Below are 18,574 nucleotides of genomic sequence, written 5' to 3' on the forward strand. Positions count from 1 at the left end.
CCCGGTTTCTCTTGCCTCATGCCTGCTATTACCGTCGACCTCCCCGCTCTCGCACAATCCATCAAGGAATGGGGCCGCGAGCTGGGCTTTCAACAAGTCGCCATTGCCGGCCTCGACCTGGGAGAACACGAGCAACATCTGGAGCGCTGGCTGGCAGCCGGCTACCACGGCGACATGGAATACATGGGCGCACATGGCAGCAAACGTTCACATCCTGAAGAGCTGGTGCCCGGCACCTTGCGCGTGGTGTCGCTGCGCATGGACTACCTGCCCGGCGATACCCACATGGCACAATTGCTGGCCCAGCCTGAAAAAGCCTACGTATCGCGTTACGCCCTGGGCCGCGACTACCACAAGCTGATCCGCAAACGCGTGCAGCAACTGGCTGACCGGATCCAGGCGGACATCGGCCCGTTCGGCTTTCGCGCCTTTGTCGACAGCGCCCCGGTGCTGGAAAAAGCCATCGCGCAAAAGGCCGGCCTGGGCTGGATCGGCAAAAACACCCTGGTACTCAACCGCAAGGCCGGAAGCTACTTCTTTCTGAGCGAGCTGTTTGTGGATTTACCGCTGCCCGTGGATGCGCCCCACGAGACAGAACACTGCGGACGCTGCACTGCATGCCTGGACATTTGCCCCACCAACGCCTTCGTCGGGCCTTACGTGCTGGATGCGCGGCGCTGCATTTCATACCTGACCATCGAACTGAAAACCGCGATCCCCGAAGACTTGCGTCCACTGATCGGCAATCGGGTGTTCGGGTGTGACGATTGCCAGATCGTCTGCCCCTGGAACCGCTTTGCCCGCACCACGGCTGAAGGCGACTTCAAACCCCGACACAACCTCGATAACGCCGGGCTGGCCGAACTGTTCATGTGGGACGAAGACAAGTTTCTGAGCAACACCGAAGGCTCTCCGCTACGCCGTGCCGGCTACGAGCGCTGGCTGCGCAACCTGGCGGTTGGCCTGGGCAATGCCCCGTCGAGCATACCGGTACTCGAAGCGCTCAAAGCAAGGCGTGAATACCCGTCCGAGCTGGTACAGGAACATGTGGAGTGGGCGTTGGCCCAGCACGAGCAACGCGTCTGAGCGCACCCGCATCGCTGGCTCAATGCTCGTCGTTGTACACGAACTTGGGCATTTCCCAGTTGAAGCGAATCGCCAGCAAACGCAGCAAAAGCCCGCCGAACAAGGTGACGAAAATCGCCTGATCGTTGGGCATCTGCAGATAGGTGCACAGCAAGAAACACCAGGCCGCAGCAAACGACACGCTGGCGTACAGCTCGCGGCGGAAGATCAGCGGGATGTCGTTACAGAAGATATCGCGCAGGATGCCACCGAACACCCCGGTAATCACGCCACTCACCGAAGCGACCAACATGCCCTGGCCCATTTCGAGCGCGGTCATGCAGCCAATCAGGGTGAACGCTACCAGCCCCAGTGCGTCGAGCACCAAAAACAGTGAGCGCAGATGGCGCATCAACGGCGCGATAAAGATCGTCACCAGCGCGGCAAAGGTGGTGAGCACCAAGTATTCCGGGTGTTTGACCCAGGTCAGCGGGTAATGGCCCAACAGCACATCACGCACCGATCCGCCGCCCAAGGCGGTGACGCAGGCAATCAGCACCACCCCGAACCAGTCCATGCCCCGCCGACCGGCAGACAGTGCCCCGGTCATGGCCTCGGCAGTAATGGCAACTAAATAGAGCATCAGCAACATGGCAGCGATCCTTGCAATAAGGCGCGCAGTCTACTCATTTGCTTCAAGCACCAATAGAGGGCAAGGGACGCGCCCTGCAGGAGCTAGCTTGTCTCGCGATCAATATCAAAAGATCGCGAGCAAGCTCGCTCCTGCAGGAGGGGGTTAGAACTTGATGAAGTGCTTGCGGTAGTGCTGCAGCTCGGCAATCGACTCGCGAATGTCGTCCAGCGCCAGGTGCGTGCCTTTTTTCACCAGGCTGTCGCGCACTTCCGGTGCCCAGCGGGCAACCAGCTCTTTAAGGGTCGAGACGTCGAGGTTGCGATAATGGAAGTAGCTTTCAAGGGTTTTCATGTGGGTGTACAAAAAACGCCGGTCCTGGCAAATGCTGTTGCCGCAGATCGGTGATTTGCCTTTAGGCACCCATTGCTCAAGAAAGGCGATGGTCTGCGCCTCGGCCTCGGCCATGGTGGTGGTGCTGTCCTTGACCCGCTGGGTCAGGCCGCTGCCACCGTGAGTGCGAGTGTTCCATTCGTCCATGCGCGCCAGCACTTCATCGCTGTGATGGATGGCGATAACCGGACCTTCAGCCAAGGTGTTGAGGTTGCTGTCGGTGACGATGGTGGCCATTTCAATAATGACGTCGTTATCAGGATCCAGACCGGTCATTTCCAGGTCGATCCAGATCAGGTTCTGCGCGTTGTTCATAAATGGCTCCTGGGCTTAGTCGCGCAGTTTAGCTTAGGCATGCAGCCCTCGTGCTAAACTCGCCAGCGTTTTACCCTCCTTATCGTTTATCAACACGGAACACCCATGGCCAAACGCCAGCTCAATCGTCGCCAAAACTGGCGCATCGAAAAGATCCAGGGCGAGCGCGCTGCCCGCGCCGCCAAACGTGAATCCAGTGCTGTCGAAGCACTTGAAGGCGGCGACCTGGGCGCCGAACAGCTCGGCCTGGTGATCGCGCACTTTGGGGTGCAGGTCGAAGTCGAAGCCCAGGAAGGCGAGCTGAAAGGCCAGATGTTCCGTTGCCACTTGCGCGCCAACCTGCCTGCACTGGTCACCGGTGACACCGTCGTGTGGCGCGCGGGCAACCAGGGGATCGGCGTTATCGTCGCCCAGTTGCCGCGTAAAACCGAACTCTGCCGCCCGGACAGCCGCGGTCAGCTAAAGCCGGTCGCAGCAAACGTCGACATGATCGTCATCGTGTTCGCTCCGATGCCCGAGCCGCACGCCAACCTGATCGACCGCTACCTGGTCGCCGCCGAGCACGCCGGGATTCGTCCCTTGCTGCTGCTCAACAAAGCCGACCTGATCGACGACCAGAACGCTCCGGCGCTGAATGCTTTGTTGGCGGTGTATCGCCAGCTGGGCTACCCGGTGCTGGAAGTTTCGGCGCACCACGGCGATGGCATGCAGCAGTTGCAAGCGCAACTGGACGGCCATATCAGCGTGTTTGTGGGCCAGTCAGGCGTGGGCAAATCGTCCCTGGTCAACAGCCTGCTGCCGGAGGTCAACCTTCGTGTCGGGCCATTGTCCGAAGTGTCGGGCCAGGGCACGCACACCACCACCACCGCACGCTTGTTCCACTTCCCGGGCGGCGGCGACTTGATCGACTCCCCGGGGATTCGCGAGTTTGGCCTGGGCCACGTGAGCCGGGCTGATGTAGAAGCGGGCTTTATCGAGTTCAACGACTTGATCGGCCGCTGCCGCTTCCGCGACTGCAAACACGACCGCGAACCAGGCTGTGCTTTGTTGATGGCGCTGGAGGATGGCCGCGTGCAGCAACAGCGCATGAACAGCTATCGCTCGATCATTGCCAGCTTGCCCGAGTCGAGTTACTGACCCCGGCGACTCTGCAGAAGCGAGCTGTAAAGCTCGCCCCTGCAGATCAGGGCGTGGCCGGAGCCTTATCGTCAAACAGGTTGAGCTTCTGGCGCGGTTCATGGGCCGGCATCGGCTGCTGATCCGCCGGCAAGGCAGTCGGATCAACCGGCGCCTTGGGCAGTTCTTGCGCCTTGACCGGCTCCGCACCCTGCTCACCCTCAATCGCCTTTTGTGCCTTTTTGGTCAGCACCACAATGTCGATCCGGCGGTTGACCGGGTTGGTCGGGTTGGCTTTATCAAACAGAGCCGACGAGGCATACCCCACCACCCGCGCCACCTGGCTTTGCGGGTAGCTGCCGGCCACAAGTGCGCGTCGGGCCGCATTCGCACGGTTAGCCGACAACTCCCAGTTGCCGAAATCACCACTGCCGGCATAAGGCGTGGCGTCCGTGTGGCCGCTGATGCTGACCTTGTTGGGCACCGCTTCAATGGTGTCGGCCAGGGCTAGCAAAATATCCTCGAAGTACGGCTTGAGCCGCGCACTGCCGACATCGAACATCGGCCGGTTTTCAGCATCCATGATCTGGATCCGCAGGCCGTCCGGGGTGATCTCAAACAGCAACTGGTCCTTGAACTTGCGCAACTGCGGGTTTTCTTCGACCTTGTTCTGCAACTCCTGCAGCAACAGTTCAAGACGCTCTTTCTCGACCTGCTCCGCCACGCTTTCGGCCTGGTCAGAATTAACATGATCAGAGTCGACGTTGATCTTCTCGGGCTGGGGCTGCAGCTGCTCTTCGGGGTTGAGCGTTTTGTCCGGCGCCAGCGCAGGCGTGCCGCCCAGGTCAATGGTGTAGGGCGTGCCGCTTTCGCTGAACCCGATCGGATCCTTGAAGTAACCGCCGATGGCAATCTTTTGTTCCGGGGTGGCGGCGGTCATCAGCCACATCACCAGAAAGAACGCCATCATCGCCGTGGCAAAGTCGGCGAAGGCGATTTTCCAGGCACCACCGTGATGACCTGATGCGTAGCGCTTGACGCGCTTGATGATGATCGGCTGATTGTTTTCCATCAATCAGCGACCGCGAACCACTTGCTCCAGCTCGGAAAAGCTCGGCCGGTGCTTGGGATACAACACTTTGCGGCCGAACTCGACCGCCAGTGACGGCGGCATGCCCGAGGCCGATGCGACCAGCGATGCCTTGATCGATTCGTATACGTTGAGTTCTTCCTTGGCATCGTGCGCCAGGGATGTGGCCAAAGGACCAAAGAAACCATACGCCGCCAGAATACCGAAGAATGTACCCACCAAAGCCGCACCTACGTGCTGGCCAATGGCAGCCTGATCGCCCTCCCCCAGGGAAGCCATGGTCACCACGATGCCCAGAACCGCCGCCACGATACCGAAGCCCGGCATACCGTCGGCAATTCCGGTAACGGCGTGGGAAGGATGCTCCAGCTCCTCCTTGAGGTTGAACAGCTCCATGTCGAACAGCCCCTCAAGCTCGTGGGGCGCCATGTTGCCCGACGACATGATGCGCAGGTAGTCACAGATAAATGCCGTCATGCGCTCATCTTTGAGCACGGTCGGGTATTTGGCGAAGATAGGGCTGGCAGCGGCATCCTCGACATCGGCCTCAATGGCCATCATGCCTTCGCGCCGGCTCTTGTTGAGAATCTCGTAAATCAGGCCCAGCACTTCCAGATAAAAAGTGTGGGAGAAGCGTGACCCGAACATGCCCAGTGATTTTTTGATCACGTGCATGGTCATGTAACCCGGGTTGGCCTGCAGGAATGCACCGAACGCCGCGCCGCCAATAATCAGGACCTCGAACGGCTGAATCAGCGCCCCGATCTTGCCGTGGGAAAGTACGTATCCGCCGAGTACGCTCGCGAACACGACGATGATGCCGATAATTTTAGCCATAGATAAAAAGTACTTATTGAGTCGGGTTCAAGATCATATTCAAGCGTGGAGAAACTCTACTTCTCCTTATCGGCAAATCTGCGCCAGACTATAGCCGGTAAAGGCGAAAAACCATTCTGCCCTTTTGGGGCGTGCAACAAATTGATGATGACCGCGCACCCATCATGACCAGAGAAACCCTCCCGCCACTAGCAACACCCTCAACCCTGGATACCTGGGTCCAGCGCCTTGATGCCGCTCAATTGCCGGTCCCGCTGCATAGCCATGCGCTGGTGTGCAAGGCACTCAACGACAGCCGCCGCTCGTTGCGCGACATTAGCGAAGTGATGCAAGACAGCCCCGCACTGGCGCTGACCCTGATCCGTGAGGCCAACCAGCACCAGCAGAGCAGCCTCAGCGAACCTGCCGAGAGCCTGGAAGTCGCCATCAATCGACTGGGCCTCAAACGCACCCAGACGCTGCTCGAACAGATGAACGCTTTGCCGAATGAGCAAATCCCCCTGGCGTTCCGGCAAATCCAGCTCATCAGCCAGCATGCGGCGCAACAGGCCGTCGGCCTGTTCGGCAATCGTCTGGCACGGCTGTGGCAGGAAATCTACTGGGGCAGCCTGCTGTTTCTCTCGCCGCTGTGGGCACTGGCGCTGACCTATCCAGAACTGCTCGAAGAATGGGAGCTACGGGTCATTCACAAAGGCGAGCACGCCAGTGGAGTCGAACAGAAACTGTTCGGTGTCCGCCTGTTTGATATCTGCCTTTCACTGGCGCAACTGTGGCGACTACCGGCATGGGTGCTCCAGGGCTACAGGGTCATGCTTGAAGAGCAGCGCACGCTGGTCAGTGTGTTGCACATCGCCCGCGACACTCATAACCCGCTGCGCCAGCAACAGCGGCTGGACGCCGATCCGGCCCTGCGCCGCTGGCTCAATCAACCGGCCAACAGTGTGTTGCTGGCCAACGGCCTGGCGCTGTCGGCTCAATCCGGCTGGGACACCCCGCACAACATGCGCTGGCAGTTGCTGACGGCGCTGTACCTGCAGACCACACTGGATGATGTGCAGCAACTGGTGCACCAAAACGCGGCGAGCAGCGCTCGCTATCATTCGGTGCCTGACCTGTGGCACCCGGCACAAGCCCTGCTCTGGCCATGGGATACACGCCTTGCCAATCACGCCCGGCAACCCGCTGCACCACCGTCTGCCGAGGCGCTGGCACTATGGCGCAAACTGTGTGGGCAGCTGCTGGCAGAGCCGAGTTCATTCGCCAACGCAATGCACCTCACCACCTGTGCCCGCGAGGCCCTGCTGGCCTGTGGCATGCAACGGCTGATGCTCCTGAAGGCAGATAAAACAGCCACCACCCTGCAGGTTTGCGAGGTGTCCGGGTTGCCCGCGGCGGCATTCGACATCAGCTTTACCATCAGTGAAAGTACCGCCCTGCAACGCTTGATGATGCAACCTGCGCAAGTACGCCTGACTCCCGGGAATAACACGACGATTTCTTCGGTCCTGCCTGCCAACTTGCGCCACCTGTTCCCCGGCGAGCATCTGCTGCTACGCTCGCTGAGCAGCAATGGCCGAGTCGTGATGCTGCTCGTGGCTGACCAGGGTGGCGGCATGTTTTGCGAGACCAGCGTGCAGGCATTTGGCAAAACCGCGCAATGCATCGAGAAAGCCCTGAATAGCTTTAGCTCTCGCGGGCGCTAGCCTTGCGCTACAATCCCTCCTTTTTTCGCTCTGGAGACCTCACATGCCTGACTTCTCTGGCTTGGCGCTGGTAATTGAGCCCAGCGACCTGCTCGCACGGCTCAACACCCCCGAACTGATTGTGGTCGACCTGACCAGCGTTGCGCGTTACGAGTCAGGGCATATCCCGGGCGCGCGTTTCGTCGATCCCAAACGCACGCAACTGGGCCAGCCGCCGGCACCCGGCCTGCTGCCGACCCTGCACTCTCTGGAGGCGTTGTTCGGCGAACTGGGGCACAACCCCAACGCGGTCTATGTTGTTTATGACGACGAAGGTGGCGGCTGGGCCGGGCGCTTTATCTGGTTGCTCGACGTTATCGGCCACAAGGCCTATCACTACCTGGATGGCGGGATACACGCCTGGATCGCCGAGGGCTACTCGCTATCCACCGAAGTGCCGCCAGCTGTGGGCGGCCCGGTCGAGCTGACCTTGCATGACGAACCCATTGCCACCCGTGAATACCTGCAAAGCCGTCTGGGCGCTGCTGACCTGGCCATCTGGGATGCACGCAGCGCCGCCGAGTACGCCGGTGAAAAAGTGCTGGCAGCCAAAGGCGGGCATATCCCCGGCGCGAAAAATTTCGAATGGACCGCGGGCATGGATAAAAGCCGCAACCTGCGCATTCGTACCGACATGGCGCAGATCCTCAAGGATCTAGGCATCACGCCGGACAAAGAAGTGATTACCCACTGCCAGACTCATCACCGCTCTGGCTTTACCTATCTCGTTGCCAAATCGCTCGGTTACCCGCGCGTCAAAGGCTACGCCGGCTCCTGGGGCGAATGGGGCAACCACCCCGACACCCCCGTCGAGCTGCCTGTCAAAAACTAAGGACCTGCAATGAAAAAGCGTTTGTTTCTCCTGAGCCAGTACCTGTTGCCGCACCACCTGTTGTCGCGCCTGGCCGGCTGCATTGCCGAGTGCCGCGTGCGCTGGTTCAAGAATGCGTTCACCACCTGGTTCGCCAAGCGTTATCAAGTGGACATGTCCCAGGCGCTGGTAGAAGACGTTACGGCTTACGAGCACTTCAACGCCTTCTTCACCCGAGCCCTGAAAGACGGTGCCCGCCCTCTGGATCAAACCCCGGGCGCGGTACTGAGCCCGGCCGACGGTGCAGTCAGCCAATTGGGCCCGATCGAGCACGGCCGGGTGTTCCAGGCCAAGGGCCACAGCTACAGCGTGCTGGAGCTGGTGGGCGGCGACGCGGCGGTTGCTGCGCAATTCATGGGCGGCGAGTTTGCCACCATTTACCTGTCGCCCAAGGACTACCACCGTGTGCACATGCCACTGGCCGGTACCCTGCGTGAAATGATCTACGTGCCGGGCCGCCTGTTCTCGGTCAACCAGACCACAGCCGAAAACGTACCGGAGCTGTTTGCCCGCAACGAGCGTGCGGTGTGTATTTTTGATACTGAGCGCGGCCCGATGGCCGTGGTATTGGTCGGCGCCATGATCGTGGCATCGATTGAAACCGTCTTTGCCGGCCTGGTGACGCCGCCTAAACGCGAGCTGAAAACCTTCCGCTACGACGAGGCTGCCCGTGCACCAATCCATCTGGAAAAAGGCGCCGAACTGGGTCGCTTCAAGCTGGGTTCTACTGCGATCGTGCTGTTCGGCCCGGAGCAGGTCAAATGGGCTGAAAATCTGACGGCGGGTTCGCCGGTGATGATGGGGCAAGGCATTGGTGGCCCGGCTAACGCCGAATAACACCTGATCCCTGTACTTGCTCGCGATCTTAAAAGCTCGCGAGCAAGCTCGCTCCTGCAGGGCTTCGTTAGCCCTGGCTGTTACGGTCGCGCTGGCCCAGCAGGTACAGCACGGCATCCAGACCCAGGGTCGAAATCGCGTGGCGGGCCGACTGTTTTACCAGCGGCTTGGCGCGAAACGCTACACCCAGACCGGCAATCGCCAGCATTGGCAGATCGTTGGCGCCATCACCGACCGCAATGGTCTGCTCCAGTAACAGCCCTTCCTTGATCGTCAGCTCTCGCAGCAAGTCAGCCTTGCGCTGTGCATCGACAATCGGCTCAACCGCCACCCCGGTGACTTTTCCGTCGACCACCTGCAGCTCGTTGGCAAACACGTAGTCGATACCCAGCCGCGCTTGCAATTGCTTGGCGAAGTAGGTAAAGCCGCCCGACAAGATGGCAGTTTTGTAACCCAGACGCTTGAGCTCGGCGAACAGCACCTCGGTGCCTTCCGTCAGGCGCAGCGATGCACCGATGGAGTCCAGCACGCTGACGTCCAGACCTTTAAGCAGCGCCATGCGCTCCTTGAAGCTGGCCTTGAAATCCAGCTCACCGGCCATCGCACGCTCGGTGATGGCGGATACCTGCTCGCCCACGCCTGCAGCTTTTGCCAGTTCGTCGATGACTTCGGCCTGGATCAGGGTCGAGTCCATGTCAAAGACCGCAAGACGACGATGGCGACGGAACAGGGTGTCTTCCTGCAACGCGATGTCGACATTGAGCTCCTGGGCCAGACCAAAGAATGCCGCACGCAAGGCTTCAAGATCGGTGGGGCCACCGCATACACGCAACTCGATGCAGCTTTTGCTCAGTTGCGTCGGCGCATCCAGCGGTACACGACCCGACAGGCGATCCGTCTGCTCGATGTTCAACCCGTGCTGGCTGATCACCGATGTCACGCGCTGCAGTTCATAGGCCGTCACCTGGCGGCTCATCAACGTCACCACATGACGCTGCTGGCTTTGCTCATTGACCCAGCGCTGGTAGTGATCCTCGGTAATCGGGTCAAAGCGCAGTTGCAGACCCTCTTTAGCGATCAGGGGCTGCAGGTCCTTGAGTACCGCCGACACCTGTTCCGCTTGCGGAATTTCAACCAGAAAACCCAACGACAAAACGCCATGAATGACGGCCTGACCAATGTCGAGAATGTTCACACCATTGCTGGCCAGTACGCCGGTAATGGCCGCAGTGAGACCCGGACGGTCCTCACCCGTGATGTTTATCAGGACGATTTCGCGCAAGGCACACCCCCATTCGCTAAAAAAACCGCATTCTACCTACTTTCAGTGACCATCGGGCATCGCCAAGGCTTTGCCGCCCCGGGGCTGCTCGTTATACTGCGCTCCAACTTAACGGACTAAGAGCCGCGCTCAGTGAACCGGCCATTGCCTGTCAAAAACGATAATTTCTTCCTGCTGATCTTCCGGGCCTTGCGCGATCGTCGCGTTCCGATTGCTCTGCGTATTGCCACCCACAACGTGATTCTGGTCGCGTTGGCGCTGGTCATTTATGCGGTGGTGATGGGCCTGCAATTCAAACAGGCCATGCACGAACAAGCCGATGCGCTGGGTCAGAGCCTGACCACCCAAACAGCCACCTCGGCGACCGAGTTGCTGGTGTCCAACGACATCCTCAGCCTCAACGTGCTGCTCAACAACCTGACCAAAAACCCCTTGGTGGCGCACGCCGCTATTTATAGCGTCGATAACCGCATCCTCGCCGAAGCCGGGCAACGCCCGAAGAACGGTCTGCTGGGCGAAACCCAGGGCGTTTACCAGACCAAAATCACCTTTCAGGATGTGACCGCCGGGCATCTGCGCATCAGCCTGGACATGAACCAGTTCGAGCAGCCGATGACCATCAGCTTGCAGAGCATGGGCATTTTGAGCGCCATTCTGCTCGCACTGGCGCTGGCCTTGAGCCTGCGTCTGGGTCGCCATATCACCACGCCCCTGTTGCAGTTGCGGGTATGGCTGCGCGAACCGGACCCTTACACCCCGGCGATTACCCGCCAGGATGAAATCGGTGATCTGGCGCGCCAGCTCCACAGCCGGCTGGCCCCGCCTGCTCCAGAGCCGGAGCCAGAGCCCGAGCAGGAAGAAGACTACGACGACAGCGATTACGAAGACGCCGAAGACAACGAGCCGACATTCGAAGTACGCAACCTGAGCAATCCGGATTTCGATGAAACACCGCCCGCGCCCGCTCCCAAAGCAGCGCCACGGCAAGTGATAAGCACCGAAGAAGACGAGAGCGAAGAAGACCCGTTCGCTGATTTGCGCGACACCTCAACTACCGCCGCGGCGCCAAAAGCCCTGGCCAAAGCCCAGCCGGCCACGCCACAACCGAGCGCTGTACTGGCAGTGCAACTGGGGGCGCAAGAACAACTGCGCCGCTTGCCCCGCGCCCGTCTGATGGAGTTGCTCGAGCGCTATCGCGACTGCCTTAACCAGGCTGCCTCGCTGTACCAGAGCGAGCTGCACACGCTGAACGACGGCAGCACCCTGATGCTGTTCCATAGCGAAGACAGCGGCGACGACTACCTGACCAATGCTATCTGCTGCGGCGAGTTGCTTCGGGCCCTGGGTCACGCCTTGCAGATCGAAGTTGCGGACAGCGGCATCACCCTGCAATTGCAACTGGGCCTGGTACTGGGCGAAGGCCTGAACGGCCTGAGCCAGATCGATCTATTGCTGACCGAAACCGCACAGGACGCCCTGGCCCTGTCGCAACACAGCCGCAACTTGCTGCTGGTGGAGCGCAAGATCAGTGATGACCCGCTGATCCGTCAACGCGCCCGCATCCGCCCTATCGCCAGCCCCGAAGGTGCCTGCTGCGTTGAGCGGCTGATGGAGCCCTACCCGTCCATGCTCGAGCGCCAGTTGGCACGAATGCATGAGAACCGCGTATAGAGGCCACCCCCTGCTGGAGCGAGCTTGCTCGCGAGCCATGCGCTGAAAAGCTCGCGCCTACAAAGGCAGGGCAAAAAAAACGCCGCTTTCCCATTTCCGGGTAAGCGGCGTTTTTTATTGTGTGAACTGACTCAGAAGCGGAACACTTCCATGTCAGTACGTATCGGTGAAGCCATGGGAATTCTCGGCTTCTCCGTCTGCTTGGGGGCCGGCTTGGCTTCAGGCTTGTGCAGCTCAACCAGCGGCGGCTGATTGGCCAGCGGGGCAAGCGCCACTGCCAATTGCTTGCTCAACTGTTGCAACAACTCGCCCTGGGCCTTGACCTGGGCTGCCGTGCTGCCGTCGTGCTGCTGCTCCAGATGAACCATGCGGTTATCCCGAACCTGGCCGCGCCGGTCGATCAAGCGCCATTGCGCATCCAGAATTGCCGGCTGATTTTTACCGGAGTCCAGACGGGTGATCGACAACAGCACTTGCACGTCCGGGCTGAAGCCCGCAGGGGCCGGTGCCAGAACGACACGCTGGCTGTCCAGGCGCCAGGCAACCTGGCGCAACAACAACTGATCAATGTCTGACGACAAGCTGCCAGCCCAACGACCATCGGTGGCCGCATTCAGGCTGCCATCGGCCTGGCGTTGCAGCAGGGTTTCGCGTTGCAGGTAATCGGCCACGGTCACGGGGCCAAGCACCACAGCCATGCCCGCGCTTTGCTTGGGCTGGCCGGGAGTGCCACTGTCCAGTTGGTACAGAGCAGCTGGCTGGTGCGTGCTGCACCCCGCCAGGCCAAGCATACCGGTCAATAGCGCAATTAAAGGAAGACGTAGAACGTTCATCATTCCATCCAGGGGGCCGCCGTTTGGCGCGCCGCAGTGTGATTCTGAAGAATTTTAGGAATATTCATACGCACCATGTCGTAAGAGCGGCATATCATCCGCGAATATCAGGCGCGACTCCAGCGCCGTTGCGCCGATCTACGCGATAAATCGAAGATCGGACGCATTAAACAGGCTTAATTGGGCACTTCTACCAGCAAAGCATCCACGCGCTGGAATCCTCGCGGCAACTTGTTCCCGCGCCGGCCACGCTCACCTTTGTAATGTTCCAGGTCATCAGCCTTGAGCGACAAGGTGCGTTTGCCGGCCTGCAACACCAGCGTGGCGTTGTCCGGCAGTACGGCGATGTCCGTCACATACTCTTCGCGGTTGGCGACGCGATCACCGGGAATGCCGATGATTTTGTTGCCCTTGCCTTTACCCAGCTGCGGCAGGTCGCTGACTTTGAAGATCAACAGACGGCCTTCAGTGGTCACGGCCGCCAGCCAGTTATGCTCGCGATCCGTCACCGGTCGCGGCAGCATCACTTGCGCACCTTTTGGCAGGCTGAGCAGCGCCTTGCCGGCCTTGTTCTTGGCTTGCAGGTCTTCACCCTTGACCACAAAACCGTAACCGGCATCGGAGGCGATTACGTACAGCGAGTCGTCTTCAGGCAACAACACACACTCAAACGTCGCGCCCGGCGGCGGTGTTAGACGGCCGGTCAACGGCTCGCCCTGGCCACGGGCCGACGGCAGAGTGTGCGCCGGTACCGAATAACTGCGCCCGGTGGAATCAATAAACACCGCGAACTGGTTGGAACGCCCGGCAGCAGCGGTTTTGTAGCCGTCCCCGGCTTTATAGGACAGCCCTGTCGCATCCAGGTCGTGACCTTTACCGCAACGTACCCAGCCTTTTTCAGACAACACAACCGTGACCGCTTCAGTCGGCACCAGCTCGTTTTCCGACAAGGCTTTGGCTTCAGCGCGAGACACAATCGGCGAACGACGGTCATCGCCATAGGTTTCGGCGTCGGCCAGCAACTCGCTGCGCACCAGCTTTTTCAGCTTGGCTTCGCTGCCCAGCAAGGTTTGCAGTTTGGCTTGTTCTTTACGCAGCGCGTCTTGCTCGGTGCGCAGCTTCATCTCTTCAAGGCGGGCCAGTTGGCGCAAGCGCGTGTCGAGAATGTAATCGGCCTGGGTTTCGCTCAGGGCAAAGCGCGCAATCAGCTCGGCTTTGGGGTGCTCCTCGGTACGAATGATATGGATCACTTCGTCGAGGTTCAGGTAAGCCGTGAGCAAACCGTCCAACAGGTGCAGGCGGCGCTCGACTTTATCAAGGCGGAACTGCAAGCGGCGGCGCACAGTGTGAACCCGGAACTCCAGCCACTCCACCAGCAAGGCACGCAGGTTTTTCAGCTGCGGTTTGCCGTCCAGGCCAATGATGTTGATGTTGACGCGGAAAGTGGACTCAAGATCGGTCACAGCAAACAAATGCTGCATCAATTCGTCGAGATCGACCTTGTTGTTGCGCGGGATGATCACGATGCGGCACGGGTTTTCGTGGTCAGATTCGTCGCGCAAGTCAGTGACCATGGCCAGTTTGGTCGGCTTGGCCTGCATCAGCGCGGCGATCTGCTCCAGCACCTTGGCGCCGGACACCTGGTGCGGCAACGCCGTGACCACGATGTCGCCATCTTCAATGTGATACACGGCCCGCATGCGCACCGAGCCACGACCGGTCTGATAGATCTTCAGCAGATCGGCGCGCGGGGTGATGATTTCGGCTTCGGTCGGGTAATCCGGCCCCTGAATGTGCTCGCACAGTTGCTCTACCGTGGCTTTGGGCTCGTCAAGCAAGCGTACGCAGGCAGTCGCGACTTCGCGCAGGTTGTGCGGCGGCACGTCAGTGGCCATGCCCACGGCGATGCCGGTGGTGCCATTGAGCAGGATGTTCGGCAAACGGGCCGGCAACACTGCAGGTTCGTCGAGGGTGCCGTCAAAGTTGGGCACCCAGTCGGCCGTGCCCTGACCCAGTTCGCTGAGCAGCACTTCGGAGTAGCGCGACAAGCGCGCTTCGGTGTAACGCATGGCGGCGAATGACTTGGGATCATCCGGCGCACCCCAGTTGCCTTGCCCGTCGACCAGGGTGTAGCGGTAGCTGAACGGCTGTGCCATCAGCACCATGGCCTCGTAGCACGCCGAGTCACCGTGGGGGTGGAACTTGCCGAGTACGTCACCAACGGTACGCGCCGATTTTTTGTGCTTGGAGTCTGCATCCAGACCCAGTTCGCTCATGGCGTAGATAATGCGCCGTTGAACAGGCTTGAGGCCGTCGCCGATATGCGGCAAGGCCCGGTCCATGATTACGTACATGGAGTAGTTGAGGTAGGCCTGTTCGGTGAAGTCGGCCAGTGACCGGCGTTCTACGCCGTCCAGGCTGAGATCAAGGGAGTCGCTCATGCGGACCTCATTCAGTTCGTTGTCTGGCGCAGCAGCATGGTGCCGCCGCGCTGGGTAAATTCAAGTTTGTTCAGGGCACTCATGCCCAGCAGTATCTGTTCGCCTTCAAGCCCGGGCGCTGCCACCGCGCGTACGTCGCGCAGCACAATGGCACCCAGTTGCAGGCGGTCGATCCGGGTCTGATAGCCCTGGGTGCGGCCATTGGCGGTGTTCAGGGTCACCGGCATGCCTTTGGGCAATGCCAGTTGCCTGGCCAACTCCAGCGGAACCGCAACATCGGTAGCCCCGGTATCCAGTAAAAATTCCACCGGCACGTTGTTGATACGGCCACTGGCGACGAAGTGACCCTGCGCGTTGCCGAGCAGTTTGACTTCGATATAACCCTCGCCCTGCTCAGAGGTGACCTCAGCGTTGGGGTTGGCCTGGCGCTGTTCCCAGCGCCCAAAAAATTGCGTCGCCAGATACAGGCCCGCGCACCAGGCCACGATCATGAAGACCCGTCCTACGCCCTTGCCCGGTGGCTGGCGGCTCATGACCCGGCACTCCAGCCGCCTTGCGGGGCAGCAAAACGCCAGACAACGGGGCGCTTCTCGCCATCGGCACGCACATGATTGCCGTTATCCACACCGATCCAGGCGCCTTTGGCGTCAAGACTCAGGGCCTCGGTATTGCCATACGCACTCTTGTAAAGCCGGCCAGCGGTCAACGCATCATTGGCAAATGACCAGCAGCGTTCAACTTCACCCGTGCTCGGGGTGCGACGACAAATGCGATAGGCCATGCGCTCGAGGGTAAACAGTTTGCCCTCGAACAGCGCCAGGTCGGCGAAGTCCTTTTGTTGCGCCTTGACCTTGAGTTGAGGTGGCGGCTGTTCGAGGCCGCCCTCACTCATCAACACGCAGCCGCCTTCGCAGTCCCACACACTCTGTTTTTTGCGGATCGTCAGCAAACCACGCCGCTCGCGCTCGGCCGCCAGCCAAATCTGGTTGCCCTGCGGGTTGACGGCGATCCCTTCAAATAACGCATTAAAATGCAGCAACATGCCGCTGGCACGCGCCTGGCGTACCAGCGCCGGGTCGATTTTCAACCATGCAGGCGCCCCCATCTGCGGAATTTGCAGCACCGCGGCATGGGCCTCACTGACCACGAAGCGGTTGCCCGCGTCGTCGCAACTGATCCCTTCGAAATCCAGATCACCACCGCGCAACGGGCTGACGGCCTTGCTCATCATGCGCACGCCCCACGGCAAGCCGCTTTCAGGCGGCGGCGGGACATCAATCGTCAGCGCCTCGGCGTGCCACTCGGCAAAGTGCTGATCCAGGCGGTAAATCTGATCATCATCGCGGTCAGAAACCGCCCACAACTCTCCCAGACACAGCGCCAGCCCGGACAGGTTGGCGCCGCGCATGCCTTCTACGGGATGCTCGGACTGCAGCGCCAGTTCGGGCCATGTATCAGCCATTACCGGTGCTGCACCCACACAAAGCAACGCCATCAAGGCAATGCGCATCAGGCCAGTACCTGCGCCAGGTTGCCTTTGGACTCGAGCCAGGACTTGCGGTCACCGGCGCGTTTTTTGGCCAGTAGCATGTCCATCATTTCGGAGGTGGCAGCGTAATCGTCAAGTGTCAGCTGCACCAGACGCCGGGTGTTCGGGTCCATGGTGGTTTCACGCAGCTGTGGCGGGTTCATTTCTCCCAGGCCTTTAAATCGCGTGACCTGAGGTTTGCCGCGCTTCTTCTCGGCAACCAGCCGGTCGATGATGCCATCGCGTTCGGCTTCGTCCAGGGCGTAAAAAATCTCTTTGCCCAAGTCGATCCGGTACAACGGCGGCATGGCCACGTACACGTGGCCGGCGTCCACCAACGGCCGGAAATGCTGCACGAACAATGCACAGAGCAAGGTCGCAATGTGCAAACCGTCGGAGTCGGCGTCGGCCAGGATGCAAATTTTGCCGTAGCGCAGCTGGCTGATGTCGGCCGCGCCCGGATCAACCCCGATGGCCACCGCGATGTTGTGCACCTCCTGGCTGGCCAGCACTTCGCTGCCATCGACTTCCCAGGTGTTAAGAATCTTGCCGCGCAACGGCAGGATTGCCTGAAACTCTTTGTCCCGGGCTTGCTTGGCAGAACCGCCAGCGGAGTCACCCTCCACCAGGAACAGCTCGGAGCGCATCGGGTCCTGCCCGGCGCAATCGGCAAGCTTGCCCGGCAACGCCGGCCCCTGGGTGATGCGCTTGCGTTCGACCTTTTTACTGGCCTTGAGCCTGCGCCCGGCGTTGTTGATCGCCAACTCGGCCAGTTGCATGCCCAGCTCGGGGTTGGCATTGAGCCACAGGCTGAAGGAGTCCTTGATCACACCCGAGACAAAAGCCGCCGCTTCACGGGACGACAGACGCTCTTTGGTTTGGCCCGAGAATTGCGGTTCCTGCATTTTCATCGACAGCACGAACGCAATGCGCTCCCACACGTCTTCGGGGGCCAGCTTGACGCCCCGCGGCAGCAGGCTGCGGAACTCGCAGAACTCACGCATGGCATCGAGCAAGCCCTGGCGCAGACCGTTGACGTGAGTCCCGCCCTGAGCCGTGGGGATCAGGTTGACGTAGCTTTCCTGGACACTGTCGCCGCCCTCTGGCAACCACAACAGCGCCCAGTCAATGGCTTCTTTATTACCCGCCAGGCTGCCGCAGAACGGCTCATCCGGCAGGCGTTCGAATTCGCTGACGGCATCAACCAGATAGGAGCGCAGACCGTCTTCGTAGTGCCACTCGATTTTTTCGCCGGTGCCCTTGTCTTCAAAACTGACCAGCAGCCCCGGGCACAATACGGCCTTGGCCTTGAGCACGTGCTTGAGACGGCTGACCGAGAACTTGGGCGAATCGAAATATTTCGGATCCGGGGCGAAGTACACGCTGGTTCCAGTATTGCGCTTGCCGACGGTACCTACAACTTCCAGGTCGGTGGCTTTATAGCCATCGGCGAAGGTCATCTGGTACTCGTTGCCGTCGCGTTTGACCTTGACCCTGACCAGAGTCGACAGCGCGTTGACCACCGAAATCCCCACGCCGTGCAGGCCGCCGGAGAACTGGTAGTTTTTGTTCGAGAACTTGCCGCCCGCATGGAGCTTGGTAAGGATCAGCTCGACGCCTGACACGCCTTCTTCGGGGTGAATGTCCACCGGCATGCCGCGCCCGTCATCGCTGACTTCCAGCGAGTGATCGGCATGCAGAATGACTTGCACCGATTTGGCATGGCCGGCCAGGGCTTCATCGACACTGTTGTCGATGACTTCCTGGGCCAGGTGGTTGGGCCGACTGGTGTCGGTGTACATGCCGGGGCGTTTGCGCACCGGGTCGAGGCCCGAGAGGACTTCGATGGCGTCGGCGTTATAAGAGCTAGCGCTGGGAGTGGCCATAGGGTCTCGTCGTTAGTCGTAAATGAAAAATAAGGG

General features: G+C 60.3%; 16 protein-coding genes. 6 read left to right on the forward strand and 10 right to left on the reverse strand.

The features are described from left to right. Positions 1-18 precede the first annotated feature (18 nt). Positions 19-1,086, forward strand: coding sequence for a tRNA epoxyqueuosine(34) reductase QueG (gene queG / locus AOC04_RS18135; RefSeq protein WP_060696984.1), 1,068 nt, complete (start codon positions 19-21; stop codon positions 1,084-1,086). A 19-nt stretch (positions 1,087-1,105) separates the two neighbouring features. Here the strand turns inward: queG and AOC04_RS18140 are convergent, their stop codons facing one another. Further along, positions 1,106-1,717 (reverse strand): trimeric intracellular cation channel family protein, encoded by a 612-nt coding sequence (locus tag AOC04_RS18140; RefSeq protein WP_003439018.1) that lies wholly within the window; start codon positions 1,715-1,717, stop codon positions 1,106-1,108. Between the two features lie 144 nt (positions 1,718-1,861). Next, complete coding sequence (gene orn, locus AOC04_RS18145) at positions 1,862-2,404, reverse strand: oligoribonuclease (RefSeq protein WP_060695778.1); 543 nt, start codon at positions 2,402-2,404, stop codon at positions 1,862-1,864. 105 nt (positions 2,405-2,509) lie between these two features. Here orn and rsgA point away from each other — a divergent pair, with 105 nt between their 5' ends. Beyond that, positions 2,510-3,541, forward strand: a complete 1,032-nt coding sequence (rsgA, locus tag AOC04_RS18150; protein ID WP_003439013.1) for a small ribosomal subunit biogenesis GTPase RsgA — start codon at positions 2,510-2,512, stop codon at positions 3,539-3,541. 46 nt (positions 3,542-3,587) lie between these two features. Here rsgA and motB read toward each other — a convergent pair whose 3' ends face one another. Together motB and motA are read right to left on the reverse strand one after the other, a co-directional pair. After that, positions 3,588-4,592, reverse strand: coding sequence for a flagellar motor protein MotB (motB, locus tag AOC04_RS18155; RefSeq protein WP_060695780.1), 1,005 nt, complete (start codon positions 4,590-4,592; stop codon positions 3,588-3,590). A 3-nt stretch (positions 4,593-4,595) separates the two neighbouring features. Further along, positions 4,596-5,447, reverse strand: a complete 852-nt coding sequence (gene motA / locus AOC04_RS18160) for a flagellar motor stator protein MotA (RefSeq protein WP_060695781.1) — start codon at positions 5,445-5,447, stop codon at positions 4,596-4,598. 164 nt (positions 5,448-5,611) lie between these two features. Between motA and AOC04_RS18165 the strand changes: the two genes are divergently transcribed. From AOC04_RS18165 to asd, 3 genes are read left to right on the forward strand one after another with little or no spacing between them, the layout of a single operon-like run. Further along, on the forward strand, positions 5,612-7,150 hold the full coding sequence (locus tag AOC04_RS18165) for an HDOD domain-containing protein (protein WP_060696985.1): 1,539 nt from the start codon (positions 5,612-5,614) through the stop codon (positions 7,148-7,150). Between the two features lie 43 nt (positions 7,151-7,193). Further along, positions 7,194-8,021: a rhodanese-like domain-containing protein gene (locus tag AOC04_RS18170; RefSeq protein ID WP_060695783.1), complete on the forward strand. Its 828-nt coding sequence runs from the start codon at positions 7,194-7,196 to the stop codon at positions 8,019-8,021. A gap of 9 nt (positions 8,022-8,030) precedes the next feature. Next, entirely contained in the window at positions 8,031-8,897 is an 867-nt protein-coding gene (gene asd, locus AOC04_RS18175) for an archaetidylserine decarboxylase (protein ID WP_060695785.1), read from the forward strand. A gap of 67 nt (positions 8,898-8,964) precedes the next feature. Here the strand turns inward: asd and serB are convergent, their stop codons facing one another. Further along, the gene (gene serB, locus AOC04_RS18180; protein ID WP_060695787.1) at positions 8,965-10,179 is read right to left on the reverse strand and encodes a phosphoserine phosphatase SerB; all 1,215 of its coding nucleotides are present in this window, start codon (positions 10,177-10,179) and stop codon (positions 8,965-8,967) included. Positions 10,180-10,311: 132 nt separating this feature from the next. Between serB and AOC04_RS18185 the strand changes: the two genes are divergently transcribed. Continuing rightward, positions 10,312-11,850, forward strand: a complete 1,539-nt coding sequence (locus tag AOC04_RS18185; protein WP_060695789.1) for an AhpA/YtjB family protein — start codon at positions 10,312-10,314, stop codon at positions 11,848-11,850. Positions 11,851-11,981: 131 nt separating this feature from the next. On the opposite strand, the gene AOC04_RS18190 is transcribed toward AOC04_RS18185, so the two are convergent. The 5 genes from AOC04_RS18190 to parE all read right to left on the reverse strand — a co-directional run bounded on the left by AOC04_RS18190 (position 11,982) and on the right by parE (position 18,538). After that, complete coding sequence (locus AOC04_RS18190; protein ID WP_171970592.1) at positions 11,982-12,683, reverse strand: PqiC family protein; 702 nt, start codon at positions 12,681-12,683, stop codon at positions 11,982-11,984. Positions 12,684-12,859: 176 nt separating this feature from the next. Continuing rightward, positions 12,860-15,124, reverse strand: a complete 2,265-nt coding sequence (parC, locus tag AOC04_RS18195) for a DNA topoisomerase IV subunit A (protein WP_060695794.1) — start codon at positions 15,122-15,124, stop codon at positions 12,860-12,862. Between the two features lie 11 nt (positions 15,125-15,135). After that, positions 15,136-15,657: a retropepsin-like aspartic protease family protein gene (locus AOC04_RS18200; RefSeq protein WP_060695795.1), complete on the reverse strand. Its 522-nt coding sequence runs from the start codon at positions 15,655-15,657 to the stop codon at positions 15,136-15,138. Further along, complete coding sequence (locus AOC04_RS18205) at positions 15,654-16,634, reverse strand: esterase-like activity of phytase family protein (protein ID WP_060695797.1); 981 nt, start codon at positions 16,632-16,634, stop codon at positions 15,654-15,656. Before AOC04_RS18205 ends, AOC04_RS18200 begins: the two co-directional genes overlap by 4 nt. After that, positions 16,634-18,538, reverse strand: coding sequence for a DNA topoisomerase IV subunit B (parE, locus tag AOC04_RS18210; RefSeq protein WP_060695800.1), 1,905 nt, complete (start codon positions 18,536-18,538; stop codon positions 16,634-16,636). Before parE ends, AOC04_RS18205 begins: the two co-directional genes overlap by 1 nt. Positions 18,539-18,574: the final 36 nt, after the last annotated feature.

The organism is Pseudomonas versuta (genome assembly GCF_001294575.1).
Classification (GTDB): Bacteria; Pseudomonadota; Gammaproteobacteria; order Pseudomonadales; family Pseudomonadaceae; genus Aquipseudomonas; species Aquipseudomonas versuta.

What these genes read in the sequence shown, in the direction of transcription:
- rsgA (WP_003439013.1), top strand. Translation starts at nt 2,510, where the DNA reads ATGGCCAAACGCCAGCTCAATCGTCGCCAAAACTGGCGCATCGAAAAG.
- orn (WP_060695778.1), bottom strand. Translation starts at nt 2,404, where the DNA reads ATGAACAACGCGCAGAACCTGATCTGGATCGACCTGGAAATGACCGGT.
- AOC04_RS18200 (WP_060695795.1), bottom strand. Translation starts at nt 15,657, where the DNA reads ATGAGCCGCCAGCCACCGGGCAAGGGCGTAGGACGGGTCTTCATGATC.
- asd (WP_060695785.1), top strand. Translation starts at nt 8,031, where the DNA reads ATGAAAAAGCGTTTGTTTCTCCTGAGCCAGTACCTGTTGCCGCACCAC.
- motB (WP_060695780.1), bottom strand. Translation starts at nt 4,592, where the DNA reads ATGGAAAACAATCAGCCGATCATCATCAAGCGCGTCAAGCGCTACGCA.
- AOC04_RS18190 (WP_171970592.1), bottom strand. Translation starts at nt 12,683, where the DNA reads ATGAACGTTCTACGTCTTCCTTTAATTGCGCTATTGACCGGTATGCTT.
- AOC04_RS18140 (WP_003439018.1), bottom strand. Translation starts at nt 1,717, where the DNA reads ATGTTGCTGATGCTCTATTTAGTTGCCATTACTGCCGAGGCCATGACC.
- AOC04_RS18165 (WP_060696985.1), top strand. Translation starts at nt 5,612, where the DNA reads ATGACCAGAGAAACCCTCCCGCCACTAGCAACACCCTCAACCCTGGAT.
- queG (WP_060696984.1), top strand. Translation starts at nt 19, where the DNA reads ATGCCTGCTATTACCGTCGACCTCCCCGCTCTCGCACAATCCATCAAG.
- motA (WP_060695781.1), bottom strand. Translation starts at nt 5,447, where the DNA reads ATGGCTAAAATTATCGGCATCATCGTCGTGTTCGCGAGCGTACTCGGC.
- AOC04_RS18170 (WP_060695783.1), top strand. Translation starts at nt 7,194, where the DNA reads ATGCCTGACTTCTCTGGCTTGGCGCTGGTAATTGAGCCCAGCGACCTG.
- parC (WP_060695794.1), bottom strand. Translation starts at nt 15,124, where the DNA reads ATGAGCGACTCCCTTGATCTCAGCCTGGACGGCGTAGAACGCCGGTCA.
- parE (WP_060695800.1), bottom strand. Translation starts at nt 18,538, where the DNA reads ATGGCCACTCCCAGCGCTAGCTCTTATAACGCCGACGCCATCGAAGTC.
- AOC04_RS18205 (WP_060695797.1), bottom strand. Translation starts at nt 16,634, where the DNA reads ATGCGCATTGCCTTGATGGCGTTGCTTTGTGTGGGTGCAGCACCGGTA.